Annotated in this window: 20 protein-coding genes; 6 read left to right on the forward strand and 14 right to left on the reverse strand. The window is 54.6% G+C overall.

Annotated features, from left to right (window positions below; all coding sequences use genetic code 11):
• From ACR0AU_RS19775 to ACR0AU_RS19785, 3 genes are all read left to right on the forward strand, one after another.
• On the forward strand, positions 1-254 hold a 254-nt coding region (locus ACR0AU_RS19775; protein ID WP_480796138.1), incomplete at its 5' end, for a hypothetical protein.
• 492 nt (positions 255-746) lie between these two features.
• On the forward strand, positions 747-1,544 hold the full coding sequence (locus tag ACR0AU_RS19780; RefSeq protein ID WP_480796139.1) for an MBL fold metallo-hydrolase: 798 nt from the start codon (positions 747-749) through the stop codon (positions 1,542-1,544).
• Positions 1,544-2,488 carry an MBL fold metallo-hydrolase gene (locus tag ACR0AU_RS19785; RefSeq protein WP_480796140.1) on the forward strand — a complete coding sequence of 315 codons (945 nt, stop codon included), beginning with the start codon at positions 1,544-1,546 and terminating at the stop codon, positions 2,486-2,488. The genes ACR0AU_RS19780 and ACR0AU_RS19785 overlap by 1 nt, the downstream gene beginning before the upstream one ends.
• Before the next feature lies 1 nt (position 2,489).
• On the opposite strand, the gene ACR0AU_RS19790 is transcribed toward ACR0AU_RS19785, so the two are convergent.
• The 14 genes from ACR0AU_RS19790 to ACR0AU_RS19855 all read right to left on the reverse strand — a co-directional run bounded on the left by ACR0AU_RS19790 (position 2,490) and on the right by ACR0AU_RS19855 (position 15,404).
• Positions 2,490-3,548, reverse strand: a complete 1,059-nt coding sequence (locus tag ACR0AU_RS19790) for a YeeE/YedE family protein (RefSeq protein WP_480796141.1) — start codon at positions 3,546-3,548, stop codon at positions 2,490-2,492.
• A gap of 52 nt (positions 3,549-3,600) precedes the next feature.
• Complete coding sequence (hemA, locus tag ACR0AU_RS19795) at positions 3,601-4,824, reverse strand: 5-aminolevulinate synthase (RefSeq protein WP_480796142.1); 1,224 nt, start codon at positions 4,822-4,824, stop codon at positions 3,601-3,603.
• A 1-nt stretch (position 4,825) separates the two neighbouring features.
• Entirely contained in the window at positions 4,826-5,260 is a 435-nt protein-coding gene (locus ACR0AU_RS19800) for a DUF302 domain-containing protein (protein ID WP_480796143.1), read from the reverse strand.
• Positions 5,261-5,340: 80 nt separating this feature from the next.
• Positions 5,341-6,603, reverse strand: coding sequence for an FCSD flavin-binding domain-containing protein (locus ACR0AU_RS19805; RefSeq protein ID WP_475199433.1), 1,263 nt, complete (start codon positions 6,601-6,603; stop codon positions 5,341-5,343).
• A gap of 24 nt (positions 6,604-6,627) precedes the next feature.
• A complete protein-coding gene (locus ACR0AU_RS19810; RefSeq protein WP_480796171.1) occupies positions 6,628-7,299 on the reverse strand; it encodes a c-type cytochrome in 672 nt (223 codons plus the stop codon).
• 38 nt (positions 7,300-7,337) lie between these two features.
• A complete protein-coding gene (locus ACR0AU_RS19815) occupies positions 7,338-8,663 on the reverse strand; it encodes a c-type cytochrome (protein WP_480796144.1) in 1,326 nt (441 codons plus the stop codon).
• Positions 8,647-9,909 (reverse strand): sulfite dehydrogenase, encoded by a 1,263-nt coding sequence (soxC, locus tag ACR0AU_RS19820; protein WP_480796145.1) that lies wholly within the window; start codon positions 9,907-9,909, stop codon positions 8,647-8,649. The genes ACR0AU_RS19815 and soxC overlap by 17 nt, the downstream gene beginning before the upstream one ends.
• A 24-nt stretch (positions 9,910-9,933) precedes the next feature.
• Positions 9,934-11,631 carry a thiosulfohydrolase SoxB gene (gene soxB, locus ACR0AU_RS19825; protein WP_480796146.1) on the reverse strand — a complete coding sequence of 566 codons (1,698 nt, stop codon included), beginning with the start codon at positions 11,629-11,631 and terminating at the stop codon, positions 9,934-9,936.
• 88 nt (positions 11,632-11,719) lie between these two features.
• Positions 11,720-12,565 (reverse strand): sulfur oxidation c-type cytochrome SoxA, encoded by an 846-nt coding sequence (gene soxA, locus ACR0AU_RS19830; RefSeq protein WP_480796147.1) that lies wholly within the window; start codon positions 12,563-12,565, stop codon positions 11,720-11,722.
• 70 nt (positions 12,566-12,635) lie between these two features.
• Positions 12,636-12,965 carry a thiosulfate oxidation carrier complex protein SoxZ gene (gene soxZ, locus ACR0AU_RS19835; RefSeq protein WP_170380046.1) on the reverse strand — a complete coding sequence of 110 codons (330 nt, stop codon included), beginning with the start codon at positions 12,963-12,965 and terminating at the stop codon, positions 12,636-12,638.
• A 34-nt stretch (positions 12,966-12,999) separates the two neighbouring features.
• The gene (soxY, locus tag ACR0AU_RS19840) at positions 13,000-13,416 is read right to left on the reverse strand and encodes a thiosulfate oxidation carrier protein SoxY (protein WP_058275041.1); all 417 of its coding nucleotides are present in this window, start codon (positions 13,414-13,416) and stop codon (positions 13,000-13,002) included.
• 46 nt (positions 13,417-13,462) lie between these two features.
• The gene (soxX, locus tag ACR0AU_RS19845; protein WP_170380044.1) at positions 13,463-13,939 is read right to left on the reverse strand and encodes a sulfur oxidation c-type cytochrome SoxX; all 477 of its coding nucleotides are present in this window, start codon (positions 13,937-13,939) and stop codon (positions 13,463-13,465) included.
• 131 nt (positions 13,940-14,070) lie between these two features.
• Positions 14,071-14,649: a thioredoxin family protein gene (locus ACR0AU_RS19850; protein WP_480796148.1), complete on the reverse strand. Its 579-nt coding sequence runs from the start codon at positions 14,647-14,649 to the stop codon at positions 14,071-14,073.
• 14 nt (positions 14,650-14,663) lie between these two features.
• Complete coding sequence (locus ACR0AU_RS19855; RefSeq protein WP_170643555.1) at positions 14,664-15,404, reverse strand: cytochrome c biogenesis protein CcdA; 741 nt, start codon at positions 15,402-15,404, stop codon at positions 14,664-14,666.
• A gap of 80 nt (positions 15,405-15,484) precedes the next feature.
• Between ACR0AU_RS19855 and ACR0AU_RS19860 the strand changes: the two genes are divergently transcribed.
• From ACR0AU_RS19860 to ACR0AU_RS19870, 3 genes are all read left to right on the forward strand, one after another.
• Positions 15,485-15,859 carry a thioredoxin domain-containing protein gene (locus ACR0AU_RS19860; protein ID WP_170550228.1) on the forward strand — a complete coding sequence of 125 codons (375 nt, stop codon included), beginning with the start codon at positions 15,485-15,487 and terminating at the stop codon, positions 15,857-15,859.
• Positions 15,860-15,959: 100 nt separating this feature from the next.
• Positions 15,960-16,268, forward strand: coding sequence for an ArsR/SmtB family transcription factor (locus ACR0AU_RS19865; protein WP_170380040.1), 309 nt, complete (start codon positions 15,960-15,962; stop codon positions 16,266-16,268).
• 42 nt (positions 16,269-16,310) lie between these two features.
• Positions 16,311-17,372: a YeeE/YedE family protein gene (locus tag ACR0AU_RS19870; RefSeq protein ID WP_480796149.1), complete on the forward strand. Its 1,062-nt coding sequence runs from the start codon at positions 16,311-16,313 to the stop codon at positions 17,370-17,372.
• The last annotated feature ends 112 nt before the right edge of the window (positions 17,373-17,484 follow it).

Consider the following 17,484-nt stretch of genomic DNA (forward strand, 5'->3'; position numbering starts at 1 on the left):
AGTTCCTGGCCCGCTACAACGATCATGACAGCGTTTCAGTCGGCACAACGGCGACTTGGAAAGACGCGGATGTTTCCACCGCTGCTGCCCACTTCAACAGCCAAGGCGTTCCGGACAGCTACGAGCGCGCCGAGGCCGTTGTCGGTGAGCTGCACCAGGTTTCGTCCAGCAAGATTGCCGCCGTGTTGCAAGAGATTGCCCATACCCGCGAACAGGCCACCCACATCCATGAAGATGAGGGGCACAGCTTGTAGGGGCTACGCAGAAGGTACTTTTGATGCAGCAGGACCAGTTTCAGGCTTGGTGCAAAACAGGGCGGTATGGAAGTTGCCGAACGGGATGTGTTGAAAACCGACCCTTCGCGGCACCTTGCCTGAACTGGTAAGACGCGGGACAGAGCAGACATCGAGCGACGAGCAAATTGCATAGGACATGACACCTGTATACAGCTCCACCGCAAGGCGAATGACATTGGAGCTGGTCTTGAGGTGCTTGATTGGCGATTTTTATTTCATAGAGTAAATGGCGCGAAAGCCCCTGCCCGCCTCAACTCTAGTTCTTCTGGAAAGACCCCACCTTACGTCATTTACAAATCAATATATTCATTTTATTGATTGTTAATGGATCGAAATGAGTTTTCACGACGCAGATTCTTGTATGGCGCCACGTGTATCGCAGCGCTTGGAGTTCAATCCAAGATCGGGTGGGCAGAGTTACAACTCGGCGCTTCGGCTCGGATTACAACCATGTCAGATGGGTACCTGTCATTGCCTTCGGAAATGGTCTTTGGCGCCATGCCGAAGGAAGAGCTCAGGCAGCTTTTGGACAACTACAAGGTGGACGCGACCAAGTACGAGCCAGAGTGCAACGTGGCACTTTATCAAGATGATCAAAACTCCGTACTGTTCGATGTGGGAGCTGGGCCAGATTTCATGCCCACTTCTGGTAAGCTTCTGAAGGCTCTTGAAACAACCGACCTGTCGCCCGAAGATATCTCGCACGTGATCTTCACCCATGCGCACCCGGATCACATTTGGGGCGTTTTGGATGATTTCGACGACCTTCTGTTCCCCAACGCCACGCATCACTTTGGCCGTAGTGAGTGGGATTATTGGTGGAACCCCTCAACGGTGGATACCATTGGAGAAGATCGCGCTGCATTCGCAGTAGGCGCAAAACGGCGTATGGAAGCAATTGAGGATCAGGTCGCGTTCTTTGACGACGGGCAAGAGATCCTTCCCGGTATTGCCGCACGCGCGAGCTTTGGACACACTCCCGGTCACATGGCGTTTGAAATTCGCAGCGGCGGTGAATCCGTGATGATTGTCGGCGACGCGCTGGGAAATCCACACGTAGCTTTTGAACGTCCCGACTGGCACAGCGGTACGGATCAGGATCCGCAGGCGGCGGCGGCAACTCGGATTTCACTGCTGGATCAGATTTCACACGAGCAAATGAAAATAATTGGTTTCCACCTGCCGAATGGTGGAATCGGCCGGATCGAGAAGACTGGGTCTGCTTATAAGTTCATTGGAGAACAATAATGATGCGATCGCTGGTGATTTTCTTGGCCCTAGCCACACCAGCTTGGGCAAGCGAGGATATTGCAGACCAATACCCGCAAAGTGTGCTGTATTCCGAACCGGTCGAGTACATCCCCGGGGTCTATTCCGCCATTGGCGCAACCGCCCCGCCGACCTACGAGAACTCTGGTCACAACAACAACCTCAGCTTCATAGTTACCGGAGATGGCGTGATCGTCATAAACGGCGGCGCGGCTTATGTGCTTGCCGAAGCGCTTCACCAGGAAATTCAGGCAATCACGGATCAGCCGGTTAAGTATGTCTTCAACGAGAATGGTCAGGGGCACGCGATGCTTGGCAACGCCTACTGGTCAGAGCTGGGTATTCCGATCATCGCCCATTCGGACGCTGCGGCTGAATTCGAGGAATACGGCCCACAGATCCTTGAAGGAATGCAGCGGTACAACCAGGACAAGGCGGAAAGAACCTTCCTGGCAGGCCCAACCGAGACCTTCGAGGATGAATACGTAGTTGAAATGGGTGATTTCCGGATTGAGGCCAAATATCTCGGGCCGGCCCATAGTCCCGGCGATATCTCGATTTGGCTGCCGAACCAAAGCCTTGTTATCGCGGGTGATATGGCGTTTCACGAGCGAATGCTGCCGATCTTTCAAGAGACCTATACAGCGGATTGGCTTGAAACATGGGACAACGAGTTCGAAGCTTTGGGAGCCAAATATGTCATCCCCGGACATGGTCATCCGACGAACATGGATCAGGTGCGCCGTTATACACGCGACTACCTGGTCTACCTGCGCGACAAGATCCAAGAGCACATGGATGCCGGCGGCGATCTGGCAGAGGCTTACTATGTCGATCAGTCACCGTATGCCCATTTGGACACGTTTGAGGAACTGGCGACAAAAAATGCCGGGCGGGTATTTGAGCAGATGGAATTCGAATAACTCAGGACGTTTGAGGAACAGGAATTCGGCGCATTAACCTATGCGTGCTGATCGCTCCAACCCACATGAAGAAAACGGCAAGCCAAGCCGTCAATGACAGGGCGGACCCTCCTGAAAGCCCTGCACCCACGGCGCAACCTCCGGCCAGCATGGCTCCAAACCCCATGAGGACAGCTCCAACAAGGTAGCGCTCCATCAGAGCATCCGGACCAAAACGTTCGATCTTCCACTCCCCTGCAGTTAGGGCCGAGCCTGCGGCACCAATTGCTACGCCTGGAACAAGGCCGATACCGAAGGACAACACGACGTTTCGCTCGGCAACCAACGCCATCAGTGTATCCGTAGCCGGTCCGGTGAACGTGACTGACGAAACAGGCACGACTTCAAATGATGCTTGCGCGATGGCATATGTCATTAACCAGCCAAGCGCCACCGCCACGCCAACTCCTGCGGCTGTTACGATCCTGATTGGCGCGACTCTCCGGTGGAATGCGAATGCAATTGCCGACACCAATCCCAATACTGCAACGGCTGTATAAGCCACTGGCGAAAATCCAAGTATTTCTGAAAGATCTCTCGAGGCGCCCCCTGAGACAGTCCAGATCCCGGAAAGCAATTCGCGGGCGGGACTAAGAACGCCCGTGTAAGCAGCCTGAGCCACTAAGGTTAAAACCAATCCTGTAATCAGGGCGCGCAGATTTCCGCAGGAGGCCAATACCAACAGGCGAGATGCACACCCACGCGCCAGAACCATACCAACGCCGAACATCGCTCCGCCAATTATTGCGCCGCTGAGACTGCCCGTCGACGCAATCGCGCGTGTCTCGGAAAGGTCTAACCACTCAAACGCGACAAACGCCTGCACTAAGGTGAGCGTTGCGGTGAAGGCGATTAGCCAGACAGCCAGGCGAGGACCAAGCTCGCCTTTGGCGACTTCGATGGTCGACGCTCTCAAACAAAAGTGAGACTTCTGGGCCATCACGCCGAACAAGATACCGACAAGCGCACCGGCAAATGCCAAAGCGCCAGGGTCTCCCAACAAATCGATGAGTCTTTCCATCAACAGAGACTCTCACTTGGTTGCTTGCGCGTCCTTGTCTTCGGTCAAGTTGTCATTGAGCGGCCATTGGCCTGCGCGCCAATTGGCATTGTGTCCATAGCTCACCCAAGGCAGACACCAGTCGATCCACGTCGTCGGTGGAATGCACTGGGGAAGGTGTAATCCGTAGACGTTCCGTTCCCTTGGGGACGGTTGGATAATTGATCGGCTGGATGTAAATTCCATAGTCACGCATCAGCACGTCAGAGATGAAGCGACACTTGACCGGATCGCCGACCATGACCGGAATTATGTGACTTGGGTTCGGTGTATGCGGAATGCCCAGATCGTCCAGCCTGTCTCGCACCTCGCGCACGCGCTGCTGGTGTAGATGTCGTTCCGAATGGCTTTGCTTCAGGTGCCGAACCGAAGCAGCAGCTCCTGCGGCCACGGCGGGAGGCAATGCAGTGGTAAAGATAAAACCACTGGCAAAGGATCGGACAAAATCCACCAGCTCTTTCGACGCCGCGATGTATCCACCAACTACGCCGAACGCCTTGCCCAATGTCCCCTCAATGACGGTTAGCCGATCCATCAGGCCTTCGCGCTCAGCTATGCCTCCGCCGCGCAGCCCATAAAGCCCAACCGCGTGAACCTCATCCAAATAGGTCATCGCGCCATAGCGATCCGCCAGATCACAGATCTCGGCAATTGGTGCAATGTCGCCATCCATGGAATAGACGCTCTCAAACGCAATGAGCTTCGGTGCATTGGCAGGCAATTCAGCAAGGTGCCTTTCAAGGTCCGCCACGTCGTTGTGTTTCCAGATACGCTTCTGGCACCGACTGTGGCGAATGCCCTCGATCATCGAGGCATGGTTCAACTCGTCAGAAAGGACTGTGATGCCAGGAATGCGAGACGCCAAAGTTCCCAAGGCAGCCCAGTTCGAGACGTACCCGGAGGTGAACAGCAAAGCAGCATCTTTTCGGTGCAAGTCAGCAAGTTCTCGTTCCAGCAAAACATGCTCGTGGGTCGTTCCAGAGATATTCCGCGTTCCGCCTGCCCCGGCACCACACTCATCGATCACCTTGTGCATTGCTGCAATAACACTGGGGTGCTGACCCATCCCCAGATAATCATTAGAGCACCATACAGTGACTTTCTCGGGACCATTTTCCGCGTAGCTACGCGCTGTCGGGAACGCGCCACACTGCCTTTCGAGATCCGCAAAGACCCGGTAGTTCCCTTCCTCTTGAAGCTGGTCGAGTTGATCACGAAAAAACCGCTGGTAGTTCATTTCAGTTCCCAACGGCTTCTTCTACGATCCCGGACAACAGGGTCTGAACCTTTTGCATTGGTCCATCAGGATAGCTTCGGTATCCAACCATCACACCATTGTCGTCTTCGGCTACAAAAATCCCATAGGGGCAGAAGCCAATATTCATTGGGTCGGCTTCCATGACCTCGCGCGAAATTTTTGCCGAGCAGAAGATGAAGATGTCTGCAGCTGCAAATATCTGTTTGTCGCTGCCGACATCAGCGCCTGTTCGATTCAACATGTCGCCGACGTGGCTTACATAGTCGATGACCAGTCCCTGTCCCACAATCGCGGACTCGACGGCGAATGTTGCATCATCAAAACTGCCGTCGAAGGGTACAGTGATGATCTCTTCTGCAAGCCCTTGGCTCGCCAGAACAGTGGAAAACGCGGCTGCGGCAATAAAGTGTTTCATGGTTTTAGTCCTCCTCCTGAACCGCATTTTCTCAGATTGATCATCGGGGTCTTTGACACCGGTCAAAGCCCCCGATTGCCTCAACCAAACATGTCCGACGTGATACCGGCGTACCAACCCAGTGACTCTTCGTAAGTCGCTTTTCTCAAATCGGCATCTTCACCGGTTTGACTGATAAAGCCATCGACTTTCGCGATCTTTTCTGGCGTCGCCTCATAGGTTGCGCCAACCTTAACGCCATCATCGGTATCGATCAGCGACCAGCATGTGTTCGAGAACTTGGCCGGGAAGACTTTAGACCCGGTCAACGCACCTCGTACCGCATTCGCACATACTTTCGCCTGGCTGTTTGCCGAAAAACCGGATTTCGGCATGTCACCCTGTTGGCTGGCATCTCCAAGAACATAAACGTCCGGATCGGCTTTGGAGGACATGTCCGCAGCGTTTACTGGTGCCCAGTTGCCGTCGGTTACTCCCGCCATTTCCGAAATGCGACCTGCTTTCATCGCTGGGATCACATTGCAGACATCGACTTTTGTCTCTTCACCGTCGATGGTCACCGTCATTGCATCCGGATTCACGGATACATTGCCACCGCCGAAATCTTCGCCGATCCAGTCGACCATTCCTTCGTAGTTGTTTCCCCAGCCTTCTTGGAACAAAGCCATTTTCGAGAATTTCGGCTTCGGATCGGCTACAATGATCTTTGCTGTTGGGTTGTTTGCCTTCAGGACGTGCGCCACCATCGAAACCCGTTCATACGGCCCGGGCGGGCAACGGTACGGGTTGGGAGGAGCGACCATCGCGAAGGTACCCCCTTCGGGCATAGCCATGATCTGCGCTTTCAAAAGCTCTGTTTGAGAACCAGCTTTGTAAGCATGCGGCATTTTATTTTGGGCCGAGAGGTCCCAGCCCTCGACCGCACCATCAACAAAGTCGATACCCGGGCTCAGGATCAGCTTGTCATAAGGAACTGACCCGCCACCGGCCAAAGACACCGTCTTAGCGTCGCGGTCGACCCCAGTGGCCCAATCATGCACGACGTTTATACCGTAGTTCGCGGCAAGCGTGCCATAGCTGTGGGCTATGTCCGATAGCTCCTGAAAACCTCCCAAATAAAGGTTTGAGAAGAAACAGGTGTAGTAGGTCCGAGACGGCTCGATCAGCGTCACGTCAATCTCACCTTTGCTGTCCTTCGCTATGTAACGCGCGGCAGTCGCACCGCCCGCACCGCCGCCGACAACCACTACACGGGGCTTGCCTTGAGCCAGCACCATCGGAGCAGATAGCCCAGCGGCCACTACCCCGGCAGCTCCAAGAAATACTCGTCTATTGAGTGTCATCGCGTTTCCTCCCCTTAGACACTGTCACTCTGGATTATTGAAGTATGCGGCCAATGCCGCGATTTCGTCATTGCTCAGCCGCCCGGCGATCATTTGCATGACCGGATGTGGCCGCTGTTTGTCCTTGTAAGCGTGCATAGCGACCACGAAGTCCTCGTCAGGCCAATACACAATCGAAGGAATGCCCTCATCGCCTCCTTCAATCTGGTGGCATGTTGTACATTCGCTGCTGAGATATGCGCCGTACTCAGGATCTCCTTGTATCGCCAGGATCGCGGGATCGATCGAATGATCCGTGCCTTTCGCGGTTGGATCCGCTTCCGGGATATCTCGGGGATTGTCTGAAAACCCCCGCAAATACGCAATCACGTTGGCTCGGTCTTCCGGGTCTTTCAATCCGCGAAAACTCATCCTCGTGCCTGACGCAAATGCGCGAGGGTTTTCGATGTAGGCGGACAGAGTGTCAGCGTGCCATTCCAGACCCGAGTTACCCGCGCGCACAAGACTCTTGGAATAGTTAAACCCCTCGAGACCTGCGGCTTTCCGACCAAAAACACCGTTTAGATGCGGGCCTATTTTGTTCTCTGCTCCTTCGCCAACCTGATGGCAGCCTTTGCATTTGGCGAACACTTTTTTCCCAGCTTCGGCGTCGCCGAGGTCTTCGGCGGCGTGGGTGGATGGGGCGATAGCAACCATAACCGCAGCGCACTTCAAAATGCTCGACCAGCGCATGATCAGCTTCCGAACGACTTGAGGTAAACGATCACGGCTTCAATATCGTCTGGTTTCTTAAGCCCAGCAAAGGACATGCGTGTACCCTTCATGTAGTCCTTGGGTTTTGCCAGGAAGGCCGCCATTTCTTCTTCGGTCCAAACAAGACCAGCCTCGGCAGCTGTTTTCATAGCTTTGGAGTATTTGAACCCTTCAACCGACCCTGCGTTTGCCCCTATAACCCCGTTCAGCGCCGGACCCGTACTGTCCTTTGCACCGTCACCAACCTGATGGCAGGATTTACATTTCTTGAAGACCTTCTCACCGGCTGCGAACAGTTCCGTAGTCTGGTCAGCCTTGTCGATTTCTTGAACAGCCGGTGTTGCGGCGGCTTCTTCCTCAGGCTTTGGCGCTGCGGCCGGAATGAACGAGGGCCCTTCCGCCGTGAACGTTGGCAAATCGTCCGCGCTGGCTTCGTTCATGACCGAATTCGAGCCGCCTTCTGGTGGCGTTTCAACCAGAAATACAGAGCGCATAGTAACAGCGGCCTCTGTTTTGCAGTTCTCCATGCAGGGCTCTTCTCGCCATCCTGCGTACTCAGTCTCAGGTCGCGTATCGACTACAAACCCATCCTTGTTGTGCATCTCGAAATCGGCGAAGTTTTCATTGCTGAGAACGAAATCGTCATCCACCAGGTCATTGGAATAAAGGATATAGGCGACGATTGCGTAGGTCTCATCCGCCGTAAGCGTACCCGCTTCACCAAATGGCATTGAGCGGGAAATGTAGTCCCAAGCGGTCGACAAATGCGGCCAATAAGACCCGACAGTTTTCACAGGATCTTCGTCGGCGAGCGTGTCGAAGCCGCCTGCCAGAACAGGCCAATTGTCGGCGCCTTCGGCAAACTCTCCGTGACAGGACGCACACCGGTCGACAAACACTTCTTCTCCAGTCCAGACATCGCCTGATCCAACCGGCAAGCCACGCCCGTCGGGCAAGATGTCAACGTCCCAGGCCGCGATCTCTTCCTCCAATGCAGGACGTCCAAGCCCAATAGTACCGTCGCGACTGGGCGCCGGTGCAGTTAGGTTCGCACCATTTGCAACCCGTTCCGCGGCGGCCGCTTGGATTTCTTCGACTTTGGTCTCGAGTTCAGCTGCTCGACTGGCCTCCGCTTGCGCATTTTCCAGAGCTGATGCTGCATGCGCTTCAACCTGGCCTATCCGGGTTTCCAAAGTGTCTATCTTCGACTGGCCGTAGTTCCGATTGGCAAATACCAACGCTCCCGCAAGCACCAAGGCTGTGCCACCAAATACGGGCAGGAAAACATGACTAAGAGACTTCGACATTCTCAGCGATCCCTTCTGCGCTCACGTACCAAGTCTGGATACAGTTGTTATGGTAGACCGAGTTTTCTCCGCGCTTTTCGCGCAGTTGGTCTTTGGTCGGCTGCACATAGCCCGTCTCGTCTATCGCCCGGGCCTGTAACAACATTGGTGCTCCGTCCCAATTCGTATCGAGATAGAAACGCGTCAAAGCCTTGCTGTCGCCCTGCTTGCCAAGACGCGCCGTCTCCCAGGTGACCCCACCGTCCTTGGACACATCGACCCGCGTAATTTGCCCGTGACCTGACCAGGCAAGCCCGGAAATGACTAAGGGTCCCGGTCCGTGTTTGACCGGCATTTGCGGGCTGGGCGAAGTAATGACGGATTTTGCATCCATCACCCACGTCCATTTCTGGGCTGTGCCATCGGCATAGACATCGGTGTACTTCGATGTTTCTTCGCGGCTTTCGACCGCCATATCGACGACTTCGATGCGGCGCAGCCACTTGACCCACATGTTGCCTTCCCAGCCGGGAACAACCAGTCGCACCGGATATCCATGCTCCATGCGCAGTGCTTCACCATTTGCCTTGAAAGCCACCAACACATCATCCAGTGCTTTTTCCATCGGGATGGAGCGGCCATTTGATGACGCGTCTGCGCCTTCAACATAGACCCATTTGTCTGGTGAGATATCGGCGCCTGCTTCCTGCAACAGCGTGCGCAGAGGAATGCCGGTGTATTCCATGTTATGAATCATGCCGTGCGTAAATTGGACGCCATTGAGTTGAGCACCAGCCCACTCCATTCCGGTGTTCGCCGCGCATTCGCAGAAATACACATGGTTTTCGCGCGGGAAACGCTCAATGTCTTCATAAGTAAACACAAGCGGGCGATCGACCAGCCCGTTGATCATCAGGCGATAATCCTCCTTGCGCAGCTCAATCGCACCTGAATGGTGACGCTCAAAGGCGCATCCTTGCGGAGTGATAGTGCCATCAAGCGCGTGGATCGGTGTGAAGTTGATCGACGAAATTGGAGAGGCGGTCAGCCATTCCACGTTGCGCCGAACGACATGAGATTCGAAGCTGATCGGCATGCCATAAGGTGACTCATCAACACCGGCACCCGTGTAAGACGCCCAATCCTGAAGCTCTGTTATCAGTGGGTCGGGCGTGTCTGCCGCTGCCGCACCCGCAACTGATCCTGCGGCGACCGCAGCGCTGCCTTTCAGGAAGGCCCGGCGGGACGGTTTGAACGCGTCATCCATAACTTTTAGGTCTCCATCTGTTTCTTAAGCGCCGACAACATCGACGCTGGTGTTCTCTTGCACCGTGACGGTGCCAAGGTTGCGAATGTGGTTTTCGACGACATCCCAGATCGGCGGCCCCTCGGTGCCTTCGTTGACACTGGCCCAACCAGCCACGACGTAGGTTTTCGATGGATCAATCGCTTCACCCGTTTTGAGCAAAGTCATTTCGCTGATCCGTTGCCCTTGTGGTTTGTTCACATCGATGCGGTAGCCAAGCCCACCGACGCGGACCATATCGCCGCCCTGCTGGTAATAAGGGTCGGGGTTGAACAGGTTGTCGCCGACATCCTCGAGGATCACATGGATGAATTCGCCTGTCATTTCTGTGCGATAGGCATTGGGATACGACATCGATGTGACGTTCCAGATGTCCTCGCGGGTGATATCTTGTCCCGGCAGGATTGAGGGTCCCCAACGGACGCCAGGCGACATCGCGATGTCTGCCTCACGCTCATTGATCAGGGCATCGCAAATCAGGTCATCCCAGGTGCCGTTAAAGTTGCCGCGGCGGTAGAGCAACGAATCCGTTTTGCCAATCATCTCACTCAGCGCAGCCTCGTACGGCGCGCGCTGATCATCTATCAGAGCGGTGATCTTAGGATCAGGAGCGATGACGTCAGAGAAGATCGGGATCAGCTTGTGCTTCAGCCCCATCATCTGCCCGTCCCTCACGTCGAGATCGATGCGGCTGACGAACTTTCCGTTCGAACCAGACGCGATGATATGCGTTTTTCCGACCAGAACCGGCTCCGGCAGCGCGTCATGAGTGTGGCCGCTAAGGATCACGTCGATCCCTTGCACCCGACCTGCCATCTTCTTGTCCACGTCAAAGCCGTTGTGGCTGAGGACGACAACGACATCAGCGCCGGCATCGCGAACCTCGTCGACCATGGCCTGCATGTTTTCATCCCGGATACCGAACGAATATTCTGGGAACATCCAGCCTGGGTTCGCGATTGGCATGTAAGGAAACGCTTGCCCGATAACAGCAACCTTTGCGCCGCCCCGATCAAAGAACTTATAGGGCTGGAACAATTCCGCAGGTTCGTCCCACTCGGCATCAAAGATGTTTTGACCTAAGGCCGCAAAGGGCAAACCTTCGACGATTTCGTTAACCCTGTCGCTGCCCAACGTGAACTCCCAATGGAAGGTCATAGCATCGGGATTCAGAGCGTTCATGACATTGACCATGTCCTGACCGGCCGTCTGATAGCAGGTGTAGGAACCGTGCCAAGTGTCGCCCCCGTCCAACAGCAGGGCATCAGGACGGTCAGCACGAATGGCGTTAATGACAGTTGAAACTCGGTCCAATCCACCAACCCGACCATAGGTCTTGGCCAGCGAAGAGAAATCATTGTAGGTCAGCGCATAGGCCGACGGGCTTCCATCCTCGATCCCGTAGGCCTTGCGGAACGCCGCCCCTGTGACATGCGGCATCTGCCCTCGTGCATCGCCAATACCAAGGTTTATCTCGGGTTCGCGGAAATAGATCGGTTTGAGTTGCGCGTGAATATCGGTGACATGTATCAGGCTGATATTTCCGAAGGTCTCGAACTCCAACAATTGATCCTGCGTTAGGCTTTGCTGCGCGGCAAGTCTGGCCCAGTTTCCGAACCCGGACGCCCCGTACAAAGCCGATGCAGCCATTGAAACCTGCAAGAAGTCACGTCGAGAAATCATCTATCAGCTTTCCTGTAACACATATAAATGTGTGAATGTTATTTTCCTGGAAAAACCCGCGCAGGACACTGTCCACGCGGGTCGTTCACTATTGCCGTACTGCAGGAGTTTCGACTGAAAGCCCGTTGCCACGCGAGGCCACATAAAGCTCAAGCGCGCGAAACTCGTCCGATCCTTCGGCAAAAGTTTCCGCCCGCGTATCGCGAATACAGCCGCGGAAACGATTGTGGCGCGAGATCAGCTTGGCCTGTTTCAGACGATAAGTCGGGAACCCGTTGATCATACCTTGGCTCAGGTGGTCAGCACGGATCATGTTGCCCCAGTTGTCTTCATGACAATTGGCACAGCTCAACTCCAACTGACCATAGCGGGTATAATACATCTCCTTACCCTGCTCCCAGTACGGGGCAGCATCGCCATCAATTGCGACATTCATTGGCAACCCACGTGACTGCAGACCGATCAAAGCGACCATGCCTTGCATATCGCCCCCGGACCATTTCCAGGCATCCGCTTCCATGCGGTCCGTACGACACTTGTTGATCAGATCTTCCATGACGACCAGCTTGCCGGTTTCGGCATCCACCTTCGGCATGGACGCCTGCAATCCCTTGAAGCTTTCCACCCCATCGTGGCATGAGGCGCAGCTCTCGCCAGCGGCACCATCAACGGTCTCGAAGAGATCGGCGGCCTGATCGACGAAGATCATTGCAGGATTGTCGAAGTCATCAATTTGAAGCGCTTGCGTTTCATCCGTGCGGAAATGCCAACCCGAATAGATCGTGTCCAAATTTTCCAGATGTGCCGGAGCTTCAGTGACCGAGGTCATGTCCAGCTCATCATTGATCGTGAGATTGTCTTCGTCCGGTCCAGCCATCGCTGCCACTGGGAAAACCAGAACTGCCGCGATAGCCGTTAGTGCCTTGGTATTCATTACGTTCCTCCCTTGGTGGATCAGCGCCAATTCCTCGGACCCGCGCTGATCTGCCTTAGTCGTCGAGCCGTCAGGCGATCTCGATCGTTTTCTTCTCATCGTAGACAGAGCCGTCATCATCGTACCAAGTGAAGACAAACTCACCGGCCTCGGGCACAGTCGCTTCGAACTGGAAGTACGGGTTGGTGGAAATCGCCGGCTCCATCGTCACATCAACCACCATTTCTCCGTTAAACTCGCAGGTGAAACGGTTGATGATCGAGCGCGGGATGACGTTGCCTTCTTTGTCCTTGCGTTGGCCGCTTTCCATCTTGTGGCTGATCAATGTCTTGATCGTAACAGTTTCGCCAGCAGCGGCTGTCTTTGGAACCTTGACGCGGGGTTTTACACCGGATGCCATTGGTTAGTCTCCTGTTCTTCAGGGCGCGTGGCGATCAGCCGCCGCAGCCGCCGATTGTCACTTTTACGGTCGCGGACGCTTTGGCAAAGCTGCCATCTGCCATCTTCGCCACGGCAATGACATCCTGCGTTCCGGCAAGACGGATGCGAGTTGATGCGGCTTGTTCAGCAGCCAACGGACCGAAATTGAAAGTTGCAACGCCCGGTTCGGGGTTACCTGCGGCCACAATCAGAATTGCAGCTGCGCCCGGAGCACTGACTTCGATTGGTACGGTGTTGCCGTTTTCTGCGATTTCCGGTGCGGTCAATGTAACACCGCCGTCAGCCACATCTGCACCGCCTGTAAATGCCGCGATGGCATCTTCAGCAGCTGCATTTGCCCGAAGCGGCATAATTGTCAGGAACGCGGCGCCCAGCCCTAGGGCCAGTGTCTCGCGGCGAGAGAGTTCCATTTTCAATCTCCTTTGAAACTTCGTGAATACACGCCTAAAAGCGCGACTATTCCTCTTTCAGGGTCGCAAGAAACGCGACCACGTCCTCGATTTCCTGCGCTGTCAGGATCGACGTCAAAGGCGCGGTTGGCGCTTTTCCGGTATAGGCGTCGCCCGGGCGGATATAGCCGTCATCCTTGTAGAAAGCTGGCATCACCGTGCCTTCGAATGTCATCTTTGCGTTTGCGACCAACCCGCGAAGCTCTGCTTCGGTCCAACGATCACCGGCACCATCCAGCATTGGACCGACTTCACCGTGGAACGGGATGTCCGCCAAAACCGTGACCGCGTGGCACGCAACGCAGTTGCCTTTTGACTTGTCGCCAACGATGAGCGCGCCATTGGCCGCGTCGCCAGCAGCACCGGTCAACGAAGCCTCAATGGCACCATAGTCGTCATAGGTTACGTCCTGCGGGTCTGTATCTGCCGCATATGCAGCAACGCCCGTCATTGCGCAGACCAGTGTTAAGAGTCTCAGCTTCATGATCCCTCCCATTTGCTAACGCGCCGACGGCGCCTTGCGACCCAAAGCCTCTGTGTACCGTAGTCGACGAGTACCGCTTGTCGCAACATTAAATTCATAATAATGAATTTTTTTATTTATAACGGCAGCGCTCAATCTTGAGAAATATTGTTTCGCTCTTGAATGCGCCGCGCATGATACCGTTGGAAATCTTCACCGTTATCAAGCTCATATCGCTTTTCATCGACCCAGGTGAAAAGGTCTAAGGTTGTTCCCTTTGAGAACGCTCCGGGCATAACAGCGACCGCAGCATCGATGGCTGTCGCGCCCTCCGGCACCTCTTCCGGCAGAAAAACAAGCGTCGGGGTAAACAGAATCCCCCATTTTCGCATCAGCGCTCTTTGCTCATTTTCTTCCCCGTCAAAGTCGGTAGCGGTGGTGCTGCCATGCAGATCCAGTTGGACGACAAAGAAATTCTCTTCGATGAACGCTGCAAGGTCAGGCTGGGGGAACACCTCTTCATGCATTTTTTTGCAGTAGATGCAGCCTTGTTGCTCAATAAATAAAACCAACCGCTTGTCCTCGCTTGAGGCCTCTTCAAGATCCTCGCGGAGGTCTTTGAACGTGTCGCGCATCCACGGTGTTTTATGCAAACCGTCGTCGCCCAGCTCAGCGGCGGAAACTGACCCGCCGATCAGACACGCGATCAATACTGACAAAACTCGTTTCATGTCTTCCTCCCGGATTATCCAATGGCTGCGAGCCAAGGCATATGGTCGAGCATCCATTGTGCGATGTAGTTGATGGAATTGGTTGCGATGAGGATGCCGAAGAGCACCAGAAAGCCACCCATGGCCTTTTCGATGAGGGGCAAGTGCTTTCTGAACTGCGCCATCCATTGCATGAAAGGGCGGACCAGAAAGGCCGCCAGAACAAACGGTGCGGTCATTCCAACCCCGTAGACGAATAGAAGTACCGCTCCACGCCAAGCCGTCTCGGTTCCGGCCGCTGTAAACAGGATCGCAGCGAGCACTGGCCCAACACAGGGTGTCCAGCCAAAAGCAAATGCTAATCCAAGAACATATGCCCCAACAAGGCTTACATTTGATGTCTCACCGACGTCCGCACGAAATTGGCGATACAGGAACCCAATGCGAATGAACCCCAGGAAATGCAGCCCCATCGCAAGGATGATCGCCGCTGCAATCCAGCGCAGGATGTCGAAATACTCTCGGACCAGCTGCCCGAAGATCGAAGCTGTCGCCCCTAGCGTCATGAAGATCGTTATGATCCCAGCTGCAAATGCTATCGCAGAAAGCGTTGCCCTGCGACGAACGCCGGCGGAAAGTGTTGAGCCCGCAGATATCTGATCAATCCCGACGCCTGCCAGATAGCTAAGATAAAACGGCACGATAGGTAGGATGCAGGGCGACAGGAAAGACAACAGTCCTGCGACCAAAGCTCCTGCAAATGTAATGTCGAGCATGGTCAAACCTGTCCTGGCGCGCTATCATTCACATATTCAAAATAATAAAGATATGTCGCTGCGGTCAATCGGAGCTTAAGATGCGCCACCTACTTCTGCCTTTACTTGCAATCACGTTGCTCGTTTCTCCGGTGATTTCACGGGCAGAAATGACGCTTCTGATGGCCGAAGAAGATGGATGTATGTGGTGCGCACGTTGGGACACCGAAATCTCGGAGATCTATCCCAAGACATCCGAAGGACATGCCGCGCCACTTCAACGCATCGATATCCACGCAGCTATGCCTGAAGGCATCGTGTTGGAGCGGCCTCTCTACTACACGCCAACGTTTGTTTTGCTGGACAATGGTCAAGAGGTTGGACGGATCGAAGGCTATCCCGGCGAAGATTTTTTCTGGGGGTTGCTGGGCGTTTTGCTGCGTGACGCTGGGGTGCCGATTGAGACCTCTGGATAAAATGTGGCCAATAAAATAAACTGTTTTGAATGCGTGAAGCTATGAAAGCGAGGCGATCTTGTTGGACAAATCTTCGAAACTGCCTGTGTTCTCCAAGGACATGTGCGCCGAAGACCTGGACAGAATGATGGAAAATGCTCAGACGGCGTCAAATTTCCTCAAGGCAATCAGCCATGAAGGGCGCTTGATGATCCTGTGCTACCTGTCTTCGGGTGAAAAATCTGTCACGCAGATGGAAGAAATGCTCTCGGCACGCCAGGCCGCCGTGTCTCAGCAACTATCTCGCCTACGCTTCGAGGGCTTGGTCAAAACGCGACGCGAGGGGAAAACGATCTACTACAGATTGGCGGATGATCGATCGACACAGATTCTGGAAGTCGTCTACGATCTATTCTGCAGGGAAAAGTAGAAGCCGCCAAAAATACCCGCCAGCTTTGGGAGGAGACTGGCAATGTTTGAAACATTGGGAGACGCCAACACCGTCGCCCTGATCGGTTTGATCGGTGGCATTGTGTTGGGCTTGGCCGCACGCATTGGCCGTTTTTGCACGCTGGGTGCAATCGAAGACTACCTTTACGCAGATGACGACCGGCGGCTGCGCATGTGGGCAATTGCGATCGGCGTAGCAATTGTCGGCAGCCACTTGGCTATGGCTTTCGGGTGGCTGGACCCTGTTGGAACAAGGTATCTTGCACAGACCTGGAACCCAATTGGGTCGATCGTAGGTGGCCTCATGTTCGGCTACGGAATGGCCATCAGCGGAAACTGCGGCTATGGCGCGCTTGCAAGGCTTGGGGGCGGCGACCTACGATCCTTCGTCATCGTTTTGATCATGGGTCTATCTGCCTACGTTGTCATGTCCGGGCCCCTGGCCTATTTGCGCGTTTGGGTCTTCCCCGAGGAAATGGATCTTAGTGGCCCCCAGAGCATTAGCTTCCTGGCCGAACAACTGACCTCTATCCCAGCTTGGCTCATTGGCTCCGTCATCGGCGTTGCGTTGGTGATTTTTGCTTTGGCAAACCAGCGCTTCCGCCGCACTCCCGCACAGGTGTTCTGGGGATCTATAGTTGGACTGGCGATCGTATCAGGTTGGCTCGGCACGAATTGGGTTGCGACGCACGGTTTCGATGGTGAGCCAGTTCAAACCCATACCTTCGCGGCACCTCTTGGCGACACAATATTCTACCTTATGACAGCCTCCGGAAACACTTTGTCCTTTGCGGTCGGATCAGTCTCCGGCGTTCTCATTGGTGCATTTTTGGGGTCCTGGTCCAAAGGTCATTTCCGATGGGAAGCATGCGAGGATCCACGTGAACTCAAGCGTCAAATGCTCGGCGCGGCGATTATGGGGCCAGGCGCGATCATCGCGGTTGGTTGCAGCGTCGGACAAGGTATATCTGCCTTCTCACTATTGACCTACAGCGCGCCTGTAACATTCGCTGCCATCTTCGCCGGTGCAGCGCTTGGGTTGAGACAACTCGTTTCTGGACTGTCCTTTATAACTGAGCGTTGACGTCACAGTTCAAACAAGAATTCACGTGTGAAGGACGGTTTCGACGGTTCTCTTTTATTCAGAAAGCGATTGCCTTTGATGGCACATATGTGCACGAGGCGTTCATTCAACA

This window comes from Ruegeria sp. CG1 (assembly GCF_056537265.1).

Excerpts from the sequence above, each read along its gene's own strand:
- ACR0AU_RS19780 (WP_480796139.1), top strand. The coding sequence starts at position 747 with ATGTCAGATGGGTACCTGTCATTGCCTTCGGAAATGGTCTTTGGCGCC.
- ACR0AU_RS19785 (WP_480796140.1), top strand. The coding sequence starts at position 1,544 with ATGATGCGATCGCTGGTGATTTTCTTGGCCCTAGCCACACCAGCTTGG.
- ACR0AU_RS19790 (WP_480796141.1), bottom strand. The coding sequence starts at position 3,548 with ATGGAAAGACTCATCGATTTGTTGGGAGACCCTGGCGCTTTGGCATTT.
- hemA (WP_480796142.1), bottom strand. The coding sequence starts at position 4,824 with ATGAACTACCAGCGGTTTTTTCGTGATCAACTCGACCAGCTTCAAGAG.
- ACR0AU_RS19800 (WP_480796143.1), bottom strand. The coding sequence starts at position 5,260 with ATGAAACACTTTATTGCCGCAGCCGCGTTTTCCACTGTTCTGGCGAGC.
- ACR0AU_RS19805 (WP_475199433.1), bottom strand. The coding sequence starts at position 6,603 with ATGACACTCAATAGACGAGTATTTCTTGGAGCTGCCGGGGTAGTGGCC.
- ACR0AU_RS19810 (WP_480796171.1), bottom strand. The coding sequence starts at position 7,299 with ATGGTTGCTATCGCCCCATCCACCCACGCCGCCGAAGACCTCGGCGAC.
- ACR0AU_RS19815 (WP_480796144.1), bottom strand. The coding sequence starts at position 8,663 with ATGTCGAAGTCTCTTAGTCATGTTTTCCTGCCCGTATTTGGTGGCACA.
- soxC (WP_480796145.1), bottom strand. The coding sequence starts at position 9,909 with ATGGATGACGCGTTCAAACCGTCCCGCCGGGCCTTCCTGAAAGGCAGC.
- soxB (WP_480796146.1), bottom strand. The coding sequence starts at position 11,631 with ATGATTTCTCGACGTGACTTCTTGCAGGTTTCAATGGCTGCATCGGCT.
- soxA (WP_480796147.1), bottom strand. The coding sequence starts at position 12,565 with ATGAATACCAAGGCACTAACGGCTATCGCGGCAGTTCTGGTTTTCCCA.
- soxZ (WP_170380046.1), bottom strand. The coding sequence starts at position 12,965 with ATGGCATCCGGTGTAAAACCCCGCGTCAAGGTTCCAAAGACAGCCGCT.
- soxY (WP_058275041.1), bottom strand. The coding sequence starts at position 13,416 with ATGGAACTCTCTCGCCGCGAGACACTGGCCCTAGGGCTGGGCGCCGCG.
- soxX (WP_170380044.1), bottom strand. The coding sequence starts at position 13,939 with ATGAAGCTGAGACTCTTAACACTGGTCTGCGCAATGACGGGCGTTGCT.
- ACR0AU_RS19850 (WP_480796148.1), bottom strand. The coding sequence starts at position 14,649 with ATGAAACGAGTTTTGTCAGTATTGATCGCGTGTCTGATCGGCGGGTCA.
- ACR0AU_RS19855 (WP_170643555.1), bottom strand. The coding sequence starts at position 15,404 with ATGCTCGACATTACATTTGCAGGAGCTTTGGTCGCAGGACTGTTGTCT.
- ACR0AU_RS19860 (WP_170550228.1), top strand. The coding sequence starts at position 15,485 with ATGCGCCACCTACTTCTGCCTTTACTTGCAATCACGTTGCTCGTTTCT.
- ACR0AU_RS19865 (WP_170380040.1), top strand. The coding sequence starts at position 15,960 with ATGTGCGCCGAAGACCTGGACAGAATGATGGAAAATGCTCAGACGGCG.
- ACR0AU_RS19870 (WP_480796149.1), top strand. The coding sequence starts at position 16,311 with ATGTTTGAAACATTGGGAGACGCCAACACCGTCGCCCTGATCGGTTTG.